A 13906-nucleotide genomic window follows, 5' to 3' on the forward strand; every position below is an offset into this window, starting at 1 on the left:
TCACGCCACGGTCATGGCCGCAAGTTCAGCCCTGATCCTGTCGGCAATGAAATCGGTGAACAAGGACACTTTCAGGTCGCGCAACCGCTTGTGGGGGGTCAGCGCCGCAAGGGTCACTGGCAGGGGCGGGGTTGCTGCGGCCACGGGCACCAGCGCGCCGCTGCGCAGGTGGTCTGCAACCTCGAAGATTGGCTTGAGGACAATGCCGTGCCCGTCCAGCGCCCAGCCCGTCAGAACATCGCCATCATCGGATTCAAACGGCCCGCCAATCTTGAAACGCTGCGGGCCAGTGGCGGTTTGCAGGGTCCATTGAAATTCGCGCGCGCCCGGAAAGCGCAGGTTCAGGCAATCATGTGACTGCGCCACCAGGGCTGCGCCGTCCTGTGGCATGCCGCGGCGGTCAATATAGGCAGGTGCTGCGCATAAAATGCGCGGGCATTCCGCGATGAAGCGCATTTTCAGCGCGGAATCCTCTAATGGTCCCAGATGAAACAGCAGATCCAGCCCCTCGGCTGTTACATCAATGCTGCGGTCCGACAAGCGCAGGCGCAATTCGATTTCGGGGTTGTCCTGCTTGAAGGCAGGCACATGTGGCGCAATCAACCGCCTGCCAATGCCAAGCGGGGCGGCCACGAACAATGTTCCGCGCGGTTGGGCTGTGGCATGGGTCAATATGGCCTCTGCCTCGGTGATGGCATCAAGGATTTTCAGCGCGCCCTCATAGAACAACCTGCCGTTCGATGTGGGGTTCAGCGACCGCGTGGTGCGGTTGAACAGCCGCACGCCAAGGTGTTTTTCCAATTCCCCCACCCGCGCTGACGCCACCGCAGGCGAGGTGCGCTGATCGCGCGCCGCCGCCGACATGCTGCCTAATTCATAGACGCGCACAAACATCTTGATGTTGTTGATATAGGCCATGGGTATTTTCAGGCTGCATTTGAAAGTGTTCGGGGTTTTAGTGGATTAACAGAAAGCCATGCGCCGGTATAGCCTGCGCACAACACATAACCGGAGGGCACCTTATGCTGGAACTGGCTGTCATTGGCGCATGGGCAGAATTCGCCGTGCGCTGGCTGCATGTGATCACGGCAATCGCCTGGGTCGGGTCCAGTTTCTATTTCATCGCGCTGGATCTGGGTTTGCGCAAATCACCCGACCTGCCCGAAGGGGCCTATGGTGAAGAATGGCAGGTCCATGGGGGCGGGTTCTATCACGTCCAGAAATATCTGGTCGCGCCCGCGCGCTTGCCCGAACACCTGATCTGGTTCAAATGGGAAAGCTATTTTACATGGCTTTCGGGGTTCGCGCTGCTGGTTCTGGTTTATTATGTCGGCGCGGAATTCTACCTGATTGACGCCAACACGCTGGATCTGGCGGTCTGGCAGGCCGTAGCCATTTCGGTGGCGTCGTTGGGCTTGGGGTGGCTGGTTTATGACCTTCTGTGCAAATCCCGCTTGGGTGATGATAACAACCGGCTGATGGTGGTGTTGTTCGTGCTGCTGGTCATCATGGCATGGGGGTATACGCAGGTATTCACCGGGCGCGCGGCCTTGCTGCATTTGGGGGCATTCACCGCCACGATCATGAGTGCGAATGTCTTCATGATTATCATTCCAAACCAGAAAATCGTTGTCGCCGATCTGCGTGCAGGCCGCATCCCGGATGCAAAATATGGCCGCATTGCCAAGCAGCGCTCCACCCATAACAATTACCTGACATTGCCGGTCATTTTCCTGATGCTGTCAAACCACTATCCGCTGGCTTTCGCATCCGAGTATAATTGGCTGATTGCCGGGCTGGTCTTTCTGATGGGGGTCACGATCCGGCATTTCTTCAACACCATGCATATGGGCGGCGGCTATAAATGGTGGACATGGGCTGCAACGACCGCGTTGTTCATCGCCATCATCTGGCTTTCGACGCTTGGCCAGCCCCGCGATTATGAAGATGCACTTGCCAGCCTGACCCCCACCGCCGCACGTTTTGCCCAAGACCCGCAGTTTGAGGATGTCTATTGGACCGTGGTCGGGCATTGCTCCATGTGCCACGCGCAAGACCCTGTCTGGCCGGGCCTGCATTGGGCACCCAAGGGCGTGGTTCTGGAGACCGAAGCCCAGATTGCCCGCGCGGCCCAGCTGATCTACCTGCAATCCGGCATCAGCCACGCCATGCCGCCGGGAAATACAGTGCTCATGGACACAACTTCGCGCGCGCAGATTGCGGACTGGTATCAGCGCGTCAGCGGATCCTAGAGTATCCGTCTTGATCCGCCGCACTCCGTTCAGGCCTCAGGCGAAGGCGATGACTGGTCACATTCTAGAGTGGGTCGCGTTCATTCGCATTTGCGCGACCCACTCTAACCTTATGGTGTCGCAGGTTTTTTTGCGTGTCATGCTCTATGCCGCCTGAAACAGCGCCAGCGGGAAAAGAGGGCGGCTACATCCCCTCGCCAAAGCGGTCCATGACCAACGCACTTAGCGCATCCGCAAGGTCTTGCGCCTGTGCGCCGCTGGTGCGCACCAGAATGGAAGTCCCGCGTGACGCCGCCAGCATCAGCAGCCCCATAATTGAATCACCGGGCACATTCATTCCATCCTTGCTGACTTCGGCTGTGGCGTCATGACGTTCCACCACCTCAACAAACTTGGCAGAGGCCCGCGCGTGCAGCCCCTTTTCGTTTATGATCTCCAAAACGATTTCAACCATGGCCAATCAAATCCTTCATCCGGCTTCGGGGGCGGCGTCAAATGCCCTGCCCCTGCCCCCCAACCTCGAGTGAGTTAATATATTTTCTGCCGGCATCCAGCGCCGCAGTGGTCGCGTCCTGCATGGACAGGTCACGCGATTTGGCCAGCTTGATCAGCATCGGCAAATTCGCACCATACAGAATACGCCGATTGGGCGATGCGCATGCAGGCAAAGACAGGTTCGACGGGGACCCCCCGAACATGTCGGTCACCACAATCACGCCTTGGCCCGTGTCAACCGCGGCCGCTGCATTCAGGATTTCCAGCTTCTTGGCCTCACGATCATGATCATATTCGATCGCAATTGCCCGAATGCCGTTTTGTTTGCCGATCACATGTTCAATCGCGGCGAGGTATTCGCGCGCAAGCCCACCATGTGCGACGATCACGATTCCGATCACGCCCGAACCTTACTCATCTTTGCCAGTTTCCAGCGTCGTTGCCGAAACACGTTCCAATTCCCTATGACGTATAGACACCCGCCACTTAGTCTGCGCAAGGGCTTGTGCCAGTTTTTCTGCAGTTGCAACCGATCTGTGCCGCCCGCCAGTACAGCCAAAGGCGATTGTCAGGTGCGACTTCCCTTCCTGCGCGAATTCCGGCAGCAAAGTTTCAACCATATCGTGAACACGGTCAAAAAACGGGGTAAAACGCGCATCACTCTCGACAAACTGGGCAATCCGCGCATCCCGGCCGTCAAAGGCGCGAAGTTTGGGGTCCCAATGGGGGTTGTTCAGAAAACGGCAGTCAAACACCATATCGACCGCAGATGGCACCCCCCGCTTGAAGGAAAAGGACTGCACCTGAACATGCATGCCCCGCTGCCCGTCCTGACCGAACACATCATGCAGATGGCCGCGCAAATCATGGGGCGTCATGGGGTTTGTATCAATAAGCACATCAGCACGTTGGCGCAACGGTTCCAGCAGGCGCAATTCCAGCGCAATTCCTTCGCTTGCTGGGGTTTCGGGGCGCAGTGGGTGGCGCCGGCGCGTCTCCGAAAACCGCCTGCCAAGCGTTTCAGCCGAGCAATCCAGATACACAAGTTCAAATTCAAGGTCGGGAATTCCCGCCAGCATCTCAACCAGCGCCAGAACCGCGTTGACCGAAAAATCACGGTTGCGTGTGTCAATCCCCAAGGCCAGCGGGCATCGAAGCGGTGTTTTCACCAATCGCGGCACCAAAGATGAGGGCATGTTGTCAATCGCTTCAAACCCGACATCTTCCAACGCTTTCAATGCTGTGCTGCGCCCTGATCCCGCTGGCCCGGTAATCAGGATCAGGCGTTCGGTTTCCGATGCGTGGCGTGACATGTCCAAAACGTTCCCAGGTGGCCAGGTCATGGCCGCGCCCCCTCATCAAGCCACGACTGGGACAGCACATATTGCCGTAACGCGGCGGCAAAAGCCTTGCTCTCGACCTTGTGTAGAGTGGGCACATCAACGCCCAGCATTGTCGTAACCCGCCGCGGCGGCATGCGCGTTTCCTCGGTCACGTCCATATCGACCAGCACCGACACCCGCACACAGTGCAACGGCGTCGCCGCAATCAGCCCGATCCCGCGCATTTCAACCAGCCCCCGAATGGGCGCGGGACATTGTGCAAACAGGTTTTCGCCCGCGCGCAGAATGCGGGTTTGGTCATCCGCAACAAGCCGCGCCCCCAGCGCCATAAGTTCCAGCGCCAGTTCCGACTTGCCGGACCCTGACCGCCCTTTTGCGACAATCGCGTGCCAGCCCCCGGGTGTTTCCAGAGCGACAGCGCTGGCATGCAGCAGGGTTTCCGCGCCCCCGCTCACACTGGCAGGCCGACGACAAAACGCGCCCCCAAGGGTGCACTGCCCAGCGGCGCATCAGGCAGGCGGATATTCTCGGCCCAGATCACACCTTGATGCGCTTCAACGATCTGTTTGGATATCGCCAGCCCAAGGCCCGAATGATTACCAAACTGCTTGACCGGTCGTTCCGAATAGAACCGTTTGAACACCTTTTGAAGGGCATTGTCGGGAATACCGGGGCCCGTATCCTCGACCACGATCAGCACGCGTTCATTGCGCTTGCGTGCCCATATGCGCACCGCGTCCCCGTCTTCGCAAAACGAAATCGCATTGGTGATCAGGTTGACAAACACTTGCGCCAGCCGCCCTTCCAGTCCGGTTACGATAATCGGGTCCTGTGGCAACAGCTTGATGAATTCCACACCTTTGGCCTGCGCTTCCTGACTAAGATGTTCGCACAGATTATTGAGCAGATTGATCAGGTCAAATTCTTCTTCTTCTTCCTTGACAAGTTCTGCGTCCAGCCGCGACGCATTGGACGTGTCTGAAACCAGCCGGTCCAGCCTGCGCACATCATGTTCAATCACATCCAGCAGACGTTGAATCTGATCTTCGCGTTTGGCCATGCGCAATGACCCGACCGCGGACCGCAAGGATGCAAGCGGGTTCTTGATTTCATGCGCGACATCTGCAGCGAACTGCTCATTGGCCTCAACCCGGTCATAAAGGGCGCTGACCATACCGCGCATGGCGCGCGACAGATCACCAATTTCATCAGGCCGACCCGTCAGGTCGGGGATGCGCACGCGCCCCGCGTGGGTGCGCCGACCGTCACGCCGCTTCCCCAGTTCCGCAGCCATTGCCAAATCGGCCAAGGGGTTCGCAATTGTGGAAGCCAGAACGAAACTCAACCCGATGGAGACCAGAAGCGCAATCAGGAAAAACTGCAACACTTGTTCGCGGTCATGACGCATGAGTGAGGCGGTGTCGCGCGCATCCCGGCGCAAAATGACCGCACCGCCAAACACGTCATTGGCAAGCACTGGTGCACTGGCGGCAATCCACATGTCGTCATTTGGGCCGCGATGGGTGTAGCTGTCACGCTCACCTTGTTGATTTCGTGCAAAAAGGTCCTGCGCAATATCGTTGAATTCCGGGGCGGCCTGTGCCATCAGTTTTGCGCCGGTCACATAGGTCATGGCCGACCAGATCCCCGTCAACGAATCGCTGATGAAGGTGGCTTTTTCCGCCAACACATCATCGTCAGGGCGCTGGGAGCCATTGAGCTGCGCCGCGATGGTGCCGTCTTGCGCCACAAGGACAATTGCGAAGCGTTCATCCAGCGTCAGACGGCGGGCTAGAACATCTTTCGACGCCTCAATCCCGCCTGCCGCCGCGACAATATCGGCCACAATCTGGGCAGTCTGGCGCAAGGTCTGTTCCTGCTGGCGCAGCAAACTGTCGCGGAACGGGTTGGTAAACAGAACGCTGACCACAAGGATAACAAGCGCCACAAGGTTAAACAGAACGATCTTGCGCGCCAGCGGCGAACTGGAAATGCTTAGAAACCCGCGCTTGGCACGGGTTGCACGCACTTCGGACTCGACCGCATCGCCCGGACCAACCCAGTCGTCACCAAGAACAACGTCGGTTCTGGACGCTGTGACTTCTGTTTTCACGCTCGCACCTACTGCCACCCCAAGGGGCCACCCCTGCATTCTCAGGCTTCGTTATACTTGTACCCAATCCCATAAAGCGTTTCTATGGACGAGAATTCTTCGTCAACACTGCGCATTTTCTTGCGCAATCGCTTGATATGGCTGTCAATCGTTCTGTCGTCCACATAGACCTGATCATCATAGGCCACATCCATCAACTGATCGCGCGATTTCACGACACCGGGGCGCTGCGCCAGCGCCTGAAGCAGCAAAAACTCCGTGACTGTCAGCGTCACATCCTTGTCTTTCCATTTGACCGAATGGCGCAGCGGGTCCATTTCAAGGTTGCCGCGCACAATGGTTTTTGCTTCCTCGCCGTTTTCCTCGCCGCTTTCGATGGCCTGTTTGCGCCGCAGCAAGGCCCGGATACGTTCGACCAGCAGACGCTGGGAAAACGGCTTCTTGACGTAATCATCCGCCCCCATGCGCAGCCCCAGAACCTCATCAATCTCATCATCTTTGGACGTCAGAAAGATGATGGGCATCTGGGTTTTCTGGCGCAACCGCTGCAACAGCTCCATCCCGTCCATGCGCGGCATTTTCATATCAAGAACTGCCATATCGGGCAGTTTGCGATTGAACGCCTCTAATGCGGACTGGCCGTCATTATATGTTTCAACCTCAAAGCCCTCTGCTTCCAGACAAATAGAAACAGAAGTCAGAATGTTACGGTCATCATCGACAAGTGCAATCCTTGACATATTGCCTGTCCTTTTCACTGCTGGAGTAGTTGGCGTGACTGCCTTATTTTTGCCACATATTCACCCAAGTGCAGGGGATACGCAATAAAATACTTGTCAGGCGCAACTGGCAAGGTCGGGATTCGCTGCGGATCGTGCGAATCCGCAACACATTTATCCGCGACGGGTCTTAATATTGCGCTAACGCGCATTTGGTTGCGCTAACTGCACCGAACACGCCTATCAATCGCTGCAGTGCCAGTGTTATAGCGAATGACATCGGGGGCGCTGCACACTTACCCCCCATCATCGCATGTCGGCCATGGCCGGCCTTGACCCAGATTGTTATCGCGCCAGACGGAGCAGGCATAATGACAAAACCCCGCGTCAACCCAAACAAACGCTTGGAAGATCAAGGCATTACCGGCGCGTCGGCAGTGTATTACAACTTACTGGAACCAGCACTTGTCCAGGCCGCCCTCACCCGCGGCGAGGGGCATCTGGGGCTTGGTGGCGCTTTGCTGGCCTCGACCGGCACACATACGGGCCGGTCCCCCAAGGACAAGTTCGTCGTGCGCACCCCCTCGGTGGAAAACACCATCTGGTGGGAAAACAACGCCCCCATGGCCCCCGATGCATTCGACCGGCTGTATGAAGACATGCTGGACCATGTCAAAGGGCGGGAATTGTTCGTGCAAGACCTGTATGGCGGGGCGGACCCTGCACATCGGCTTGATGTGCGCGTGGTCACCGAACTTGCATGGCACGGGCTTTTCATTCGCCATATGCTGCGCCGCCCCGAGGGGGAGGAGCTGGAAAGCTTCGTGCCCGAATTCACCATCCTTAACTGCCCCAGCTTCAAGGCCGATCCCGCGCGCCATGGCTGCCGGTCGGAAACCGTCATCGCGCTGAATTTCGACCGCAAGCTGATCTTGATCGCCAACACCGCTTACGCTGGCGAGAACAAGAAATCCGTCTTCACGCTTCTGAATTACCTGCTGCCTGAAAAGGGCATCATGCCGATGCATTGTTCGGCAAATCACGGCATCGACAACCCTGAGGATACTGCTGTCTTTTTCGGGCTGTCAGGCACTGGCAAAACCACGCTTTCCGCTGATCCTGCGCGCATCCTGATCGGGGATGACGAACATGGATGGTCCGATACTGGCATCTTCAATTTTGAAGGGGGCTGCTATGCCAAGACCATCAATCTGGACCCCGAGGCAGAGCCGGAGATTTACGCCACCACGCACCGCTTCGCCAGTGTTGTGGAAAATATGGTGTTCGACCCCGACACGCTGGAACTGGATTTCACCGATGACAGCCTGACGGCAAACACGCGTGTTGCCTATCCGCTGGACGCCATTTCGAATGCGTCCGACACCTCGCTGGGTGGGGTGCCAAAAAACATCATCATGCTGACCTGCGATGCGTTTGGGGTATTGCCACCCATTGCGCGACTGACGCCAGCACAGGCAATGTATCACTTCCTGTCGGGTTTCACGTCCAAAGTGGCCGGAACCGAACAGGGTGTGACAGAACCGCAGCCCACATTCTCGACATGTTTCGGGGCCCCCTTCATGCCGCGCCGCCCCGAGGTTTACGGGAAATTGCTGCAGGAAAAGATTGCCAAATTCGGGGCGGAATGCTGGCTGGTGAATACGGGCTGGACCGGCGGTGCCTATGGCAGCGGATCACGCATGCCCATTAAGGCCACCCGCGCGCTTCTGAGTGCGGCCCTTGACGGTTCGCTTGCAAATGCGGAATTCCGTCGTGACCCCAATTTCGGCTTCGATGTGCCTGTTTCGGTTCCCGGCGTGGCTGATGTTCTGCTGGACCCGCGCAGAACATGGGAAGACCCGGCTGCCTATGACGCGCAGGCCGCCAAACTGGTGGCAATGTTTGCTGAAAACTTCGCGCAATATGTGCCCTTCATTGATGAAGAAGTGAAACAGGCCGCGATTGGCTGAAACTGCGCTGCATGATATGACCCACAGGAAAAAGCCCCGCCGAGGTTTCGGCGGGGCTTTTGCTGTTTTACAGGAAAGGGGGCGTTGCCCCCAGTCGTCTGCGACGACTTCCCCCAGAGTATTTGCGGCAAGATGAAGCTGGCAGCTGTGCGGGCGCGGCAGCCGGTCTGGGGCGGGGGTTAGAGCGTGTTGCGCAGAAGTGGAAACCGGTTTTGTGCAAAGAAGACATTTGGTAACAGAAGGTTAGAGCGTCTCTCGTGAATGCGGATGAACGCGAGACACGCTAATACGCAAAAAAGCCAGGCTTCAGGGGAAGCCCGGCTTTTGAATTGTTGCGGTGCTCGTGATTATTCGACTGTTTCCTGCGCGGGGATCTGGTCGAAGCGCGGTTCGCGCGGCGGCCTGCCAACAACATCGCGCAGGTCATCCAGCTCGATGAAGTTGTCAGCCTGACGGCGCAGTTCATCTGCGATCATCGGGGGCTGGCTGCGGATCGTGGAGACAACTGAAACCCGCACGCCCTGACGTTGCAGGCTTTCGACCAGTGGCCGGAAATCCCCATCGCCGGAAAAAAGCACCGCATGGTCAAGGCGCGGGGCAAGTTCCATGGCATCCACGGCCAGTTCGATGTCCATATTCCCCTTCACCTTGCGGCGGCCCATGGAATCCGTGTATTCCTTGGCTGCTTTTGTGACCATGCTGTAGCCGTTGTAATGCAGCCAGTCCACCAGCGGGCGGATGGGCGAATATTCATCATTTTCCAGCAGCGCGGTATAGTAGAACGCCCGAAGCAGTTTGCCGCGGCGCATGAATTCCTGACGCAGAAGCTTGTAATCAATGTCAAAGCCCAGGGCCTTGCCGGCCGCGTACAGGTTTGACCCGTCTATAAAAAGCGCTAAACGCTCATCTTTGTAAAACATGGTTTTACCTTTGTGTTTTTAACCTGTCACACCGCAACTATGTCGAATAGGCATGATGGCTGTGTCAAATATCCTGATCCTGGAAGGACCGTTCATACATGTTAGATAGCTTAATTGGGTCCAAGTGCAATCCGATCCTGATTGCACTTGGGTCAAACCTGGCGGGGCATTCGGATAGTCCAATTGTCCAATTGGATAAGGCCATTCGGGAAATCGCAAGAAAATCAGTTACTATCATGGAACGAAGCCCATATTACCGGACACCCTGTTTTCCGGCGGGGGCTGGACCGGATTTTGTGAATGCCGCGATCGTGTGTGAATGTGATCTGGCCCCGCGGGCATTGCTTGATGTGCTGCACGGGATAGAACAGGCGGCGGGGCGCGAACGCACCGGGCGCTGGAGCGCGCGCGTGCTGGACCTTGATTTGCTGGCCATGGGCGGGGCAATCCTGCCTGATGTCGGGACATTCCGGTATTGGTCGGAACTGGCGCCTGCACAACAGATGCAGCAAACGCCCCCAGAATTGATTCTGCCACATCCGCGTTTGCAGGATCGCGCGTTTGTGTTGCAGCCGCTGCTGGACATCGCCCCCGACTGGGTGCACCCCGACACTGGCCTTAGTGTGCGCGACATGCATGCCGCACTTGATCGCAGGGAATTGGCGCAGATTGTTCGGGTTTCGGGCTAGAATGCAAGGAATTGTGACAAGCAGGCGCTTGCGCTGGGACGATTCGCGCAGTATGCAGCAGGCTCTGGCCCACATCTGTTCTGAATTGGAGTCTGCTTATGGCCCGCGTAACCGTAGAAGATTGCGTTGACAAGGTTCCCAACCGCTTCGAACTGGTCGCTCTTGCCGCGCACCGTGCGCGTGAAATCGCAGCGGGCGCTCCGATTACGGTAGATCGTGACAACGACAAAAACCCCGTTGTTTCCTTGCGTGAAATCGCGGATGAAACCCAATCTGCGGATGAATTGCGCGAACGGCTGATCGAAAGCTTGCAAACCCAGATCGAAGTTGACTTGCCAGAGGATGACAACATGGCCCTGTTGATGGGCCGTGCGGAACATGACAAGCCCGAAGAAGACAGCATGAGCGAAGAACAAATGCTGCGTGCGCTTATGGAAGCACAAGGGCAGGCAGGCTGACACAATGCAGTCAGTGGATTGACACCTGCGGCGGTGGTTCAATCATGTATACTGATCTCTCGGGGAAGGTTCTGGGCGCGTGATCACATTCGCGGATCTGATCGCTTTGGTGCGCAATTACAACCCGAAGACGGATGAAGACCTGATGCGCCGCGCCTGGGACTATGGCGAGGCCATGCATGAAGGGCAGTTTCGCCATTCTGGCGAACCTTACTTCACACATCCCGTGGCTGTGGCCGCCTTGCTGACTGAAATGCGGCTGGATGATGCGACCATCATCACCGCACTGTTGCATGACACGATTGAAGACACCAAATCCACCTATTCCGAGGTGGCGCAGAAATTTGGTGATGAAATCGCGGAATTGGTTGATGGTGTGACCAAGCTGACCAATCTGCAGATTTCATCATCCGAAGCCAAGCAGGCCGAAAATATCCGCAAGCTGTTGATTGCCATGTCGCGGGATTTGCGCGTCATTTTGGTGAAGCTTGCAGACCGGTTGCACAATATGCGCACCATCAGGTCGATGAAACCGGCCAAACAGGCGCAAAAAGCCCGCGAAACCATGGATATCTACGCGCCCTTGGCGGGGCGTATGGGCATGCAATGGATGCGCGAGGAACTGGAGGATCTGGCCTTTCGCGTGCTGAACCCCGAGGCGCGCAATTCCATTCTGCGCCGCTTCATATCCTTGCAGCGCGAGGCCGGGGATGTGTTGCACCGCATCAGCGGTGATATTCGCACCGAACTGGAACGCGCCGGTATTGATGCGGTTGTGTTCGGGCGCGCGAAGAAGCCGTATTCCATCTGGCGCAAAATGCAGGAAAAGGAACTGGCCTTTTCGCGGCTGTCGGATATTTACGGCTTTCGGATCATCACCAACTCGGTCGAGGAATGCTATACTGTTCTGGGCCTGATGCACGGGCGCTGGCGTGCTGTGCCCGGCCGCTTTAAGGATTATATCAGTCAACCCAAATCCAACGGCTACAGGTCCATCCATACCACTGTTTCGGGCCGCGATGGCAAGCGCGTGGAAATCCAGATCCGCACGCGCGAAATGCATGAAGTGGCCGAAGCGGGCGTAGCTGCACATTGGGCGTATCGCGATGGCCAGCGCAGTGTGAACCCGTTTGCCGTGGATCCTGCAAAATGGATTGCCACCCTGACCGAAGGGCTTGAATCCGAAGAAGATCACGATGCGTTTCTGGAACATGTGAAGCTGGAGATGTATTCCGATCAGGCGTTTTGCTTTACGCCAAAAGGGGACGTTATCCAGTTGCCACGCGGGGCCACCCCGCTGGATTTTGCCTATGCAATTCACACGCGCATCGGCAACAGCTGCGTTTCCGCCAAGGTGGACGGGCTGCGCGTCCCCTTGTGGACACGGTTGCGCAATGGCCAGTCGGTTGAAATTATCACCGCCGAAGGGCAGCGCCCGCAGGCAAGCTGGATAGATATTGTGGCCACAGGCCGCGCCAAAGCTGCAATCCGGCGGTCCTTGCGCGATGAAGACAGGGCGCGCTTCATGCGGCTGGGAACCGAATTGCTGCGCGCCGCATTTGAAAATGCGGGCCGCGACATGAGCAACAAGGCCCTTGCGACCGCATCCAAAATCATGGGCATACCCGACGCCGCCGAATTGCGCGCGCGTGTCGGGTCGGCGGAAATAAGCGCGCGTCGGGTTGTCAGCGTGCTGTATCCTGACGGGCTTGCGCAGACGCCACAGGTTGATGTCACGCGCCCCGTTCTTGGGCTGAACGCGGACCAGTCTTTCCGGCGCGCGGCCTGTTGCCAGCCCTTGCCGGGTGAACGCATTGTGGGAATAACCTATCGCGGCAAGGGGGTCGTGGCCCATGCTATGGATTGTGATGCGCTTGCCGAATTCGAGGATCAACCCGATCGCTGGATAGATTTGCGCTGGCAGGATGGAACGCATCCTGCGGTGTATTCTGTTACGTTGGATTTGACGATTTCCAATGATGCGGGTGTTTTAGGGCGCGTATGCAGCTTGATCGGAGAGCATAAGGCGAATATCTCGGATTTGCGTTTCGTGGATCGCAAGCCGGATTTCTACCGGCTTCTGGTAGAAGCAGAAATGCGGGGTGTGTCGCATCTGCATGAAGTGATGACCGCGCTTGAAGCTGAAACCTCTGTTGCGCGTATCATTCGCACGCGCGACCCGTCGCTGCGCCCGTGACTGGCCCTGAGGGGCCAGGTTTAATGAAAGTTTGCCGCCCGTGGTGTTCAAAAGACGCAACCCAAGAAATCTTCGCCAGAATGTGGTGAATTTCTTCATTCCCGGCGGGGGGTGGGGCCGGTCGGCAAGTTATGTCATGCACAGGTTGCGCAGGTTGCCAGACAGCCCTAAACGGATTGCACGGGGCATTGCCGCCGGGGTTGCAGTAAGTTGTACACCGCTTTTTGGCATGCATTTTGTGGCCGCTGCCCTGCTGGCCTGGGCCTTGCGCGGGAATGTTCTGGCATCGCTTCTTGCAACGTTTTTCGGGAACCCGTTCACCTTTCCGGTTATTGCCGTGTCGGCGCTGGAACTGGGCAGTTTCATTCTGGGCATTGAAAACACCCTGAAAGGCAAGCATGCGATCCGCGCATTCGGTGCTGTCTGGCAGGAACTGTGGCGCAACAGCATTTCTGTTTTCACGTCCGAACCTGTCAGTTGGCAGAACATGGCGCATTTTGGCTGGGATGTGTTTGTGCCCTATATGCTGGGCGGAACGCTGATCGGGGTGGTGTGCGGTGTCCCGGCCTATTTTCTGTCCCTTCCCCTGATCAGGGCCTACCGGAACCGCAGAATGAAGAAGATACAGGAACGTTTTGAACAGGCCCGCAAAAATGACAAGAACCAGTGAACTGCCCGCTGGGTCATTGAGTTTGGCTGCCTGGCCGCTATTGTGTGTCACAGTTGGACGTGGGTTACAGCAAGTGTGGG

At 57.2% G+C, this 13906-nt stretch carries 14 protein-coding genes; 6 read left to right on the plus strand and 8 right to left on the minus strand.

Annotated elements, in window-relative coordinates:
* Window positions 1-918, minus strand: a complete 918-nt coding sequence (locus ACTZWY_RS05625; RefSeq protein WP_444789713.1) for a LysR substrate-binding domain-containing protein — start codon at window positions 916-918, stop codon at window positions 1-3.
* Between the two features lie 104 nt (window positions 919-1022).
* Here ACTZWY_RS05625 and ACTZWY_RS05630 point away from each other — a divergent pair, with 104 nt between their 5' ends.
* Window positions 1023-2252 carry a urate hydroxylase PuuD gene (locus ACTZWY_RS05630; RefSeq protein ID WP_444789714.1) on the plus strand — a complete coding sequence of 410 codons (1230 nt, stop codon included), beginning with the start codon at window positions 1023-1025 and terminating at the stop codon, window positions 2250-2252.
* A 184-nt stretch (window positions 2253-2436) separates the two neighbouring features.
* Here ACTZWY_RS05630 and ACTZWY_RS05635 read toward each other — a convergent pair whose 3' ends face one another.
* The 6 genes from ACTZWY_RS05635 to ACTZWY_RS05660 are packed head-to-tail and all read right to left on the minus strand — an operon-like array spanning window position 2437 to window position 6943.
* Entirely contained in the window at window positions 2437-2706 is a 270-nt protein-coding gene (locus ACTZWY_RS05635) for an HPr family phosphocarrier protein (RefSeq protein WP_444789715.1), read from the minus strand.
* A gap of 37 nt (window positions 2707-2743) precedes the next feature.
* Complete coding sequence (locus ACTZWY_RS05640; RefSeq protein ID WP_444789716.1) at window positions 2744-3148, minus strand: PTS sugar transporter subunit IIA; 405 nt, start codon at window positions 3146-3148, stop codon at window positions 2744-2746.
* Window positions 3149-3157: 9 nt separating this feature from the next.
* The gene (gene rapZ / locus ACTZWY_RS05645; protein WP_444789717.1) at window positions 3158-4090 is read right to left on the minus strand and encodes an RNase adapter RapZ; all 933 of its coding nucleotides are present in this window, start codon (window positions 4088-4090) and stop codon (window positions 3158-3160) included.
* Window positions 4087-4545, minus strand: coding sequence for an HPr kinase/phosphorylase (locus ACTZWY_RS05650; protein ID WP_444789718.1), 459 nt, complete (start codon window positions 4543-4545; stop codon window positions 4087-4089). Before ACTZWY_RS05650 ends, rapZ begins: the two co-directional genes overlap by 4 nt.
* A complete protein-coding gene (locus ACTZWY_RS05655; protein ID WP_444789719.1) occupies window positions 4542-6242 on the minus strand; it encodes a sensor histidine kinase in 1701 nt (566 codons plus the stop codon). The genes ACTZWY_RS05650 and ACTZWY_RS05655 overlap by 4 nt, the downstream gene beginning before the upstream one ends.
* A gap of 2 nt (window positions 6243-6244) precedes the next feature.
* Window positions 6245-6943 (minus strand): response regulator transcription factor, encoded by a 699-nt coding sequence (locus ACTZWY_RS05660; protein ID WP_444789720.1) that lies wholly within the window; start codon window positions 6941-6943, stop codon window positions 6245-6247.
* A gap of 350 nt (window positions 6944-7293) precedes the next feature.
* On the opposite strand from ACTZWY_RS05660, the gene ACTZWY_RS05665 reads away from it, so the two are divergent.
* Entirely contained in the window at window positions 7294-8892 is a 1599-nt protein-coding gene (locus ACTZWY_RS05665) for a phosphoenolpyruvate carboxykinase (RefSeq protein WP_444789721.1), read from the plus strand.
* 347 nt (window positions 8893-9239) lie between these two features.
* Here ACTZWY_RS05665 and ACTZWY_RS05670 read toward each other — a convergent pair whose 3' ends face one another.
* A complete protein-coding gene (locus ACTZWY_RS05670) occupies window positions 9240-9812 on the minus strand; it encodes a LabA-like NYN domain-containing protein (protein WP_444789722.1) in 573 nt (190 codons plus the stop codon).
* 98 nt (window positions 9813-9910) lie between these two features.
* Between ACTZWY_RS05670 and folK the strand changes: the two genes are divergently transcribed.
* The 4 genes from folK (at window position 9911) to ACTZWY_RS05690 (ending at window position 13826) form a co-directional block, all read left to right on the plus strand.
* A complete protein-coding gene (gene folK / locus ACTZWY_RS05675; protein WP_444789723.1) occupies window positions 9911-10501 on the plus strand; it encodes a 2-amino-4-hydroxy-6-hydroxymethyldihydropteridine diphosphokinase in 591 nt (196 codons plus the stop codon).
* A 98-nt stretch (window positions 10502-10599) separates the two neighbouring features.
* Complete coding sequence (rpoZ, locus tag ACTZWY_RS05680; RefSeq protein WP_444789724.1) at window positions 10600-10959, plus strand: DNA-directed RNA polymerase subunit omega; 360 nt, start codon at window positions 10600-10602, stop codon at window positions 10957-10959.
* 79 nt (window positions 10960-11038) lie between these two features.
* The gene (locus ACTZWY_RS05685; protein ID WP_444789725.1) at window positions 11039-13156 is read left to right on the plus strand and encodes a RelA/SpoT family protein; all 2118 of its coding nucleotides are present in this window, start codon (window positions 11039-11041) and stop codon (window positions 13154-13156) included.
* A 40-nt stretch (window positions 13157-13196) separates the two neighbouring features.
* Complete coding sequence (locus tag ACTZWY_RS05690; RefSeq protein WP_444789726.1) at window positions 13197-13826, plus strand: DUF2062 domain-containing protein; 630 nt, start codon at window positions 13197-13199, stop codon at window positions 13824-13826.
* Window positions 13827-13906 lie beyond the last annotated feature (80 nt).

The organism is Roseinatronobacter sp. NSM, from assembly GCF_052379845.1.
Taxonomy (GTDB): Bacteria; Pseudomonadota; Alphaproteobacteria; order Rhodobacterales; family Rhodobacteraceae; genus Roseinatronobacter.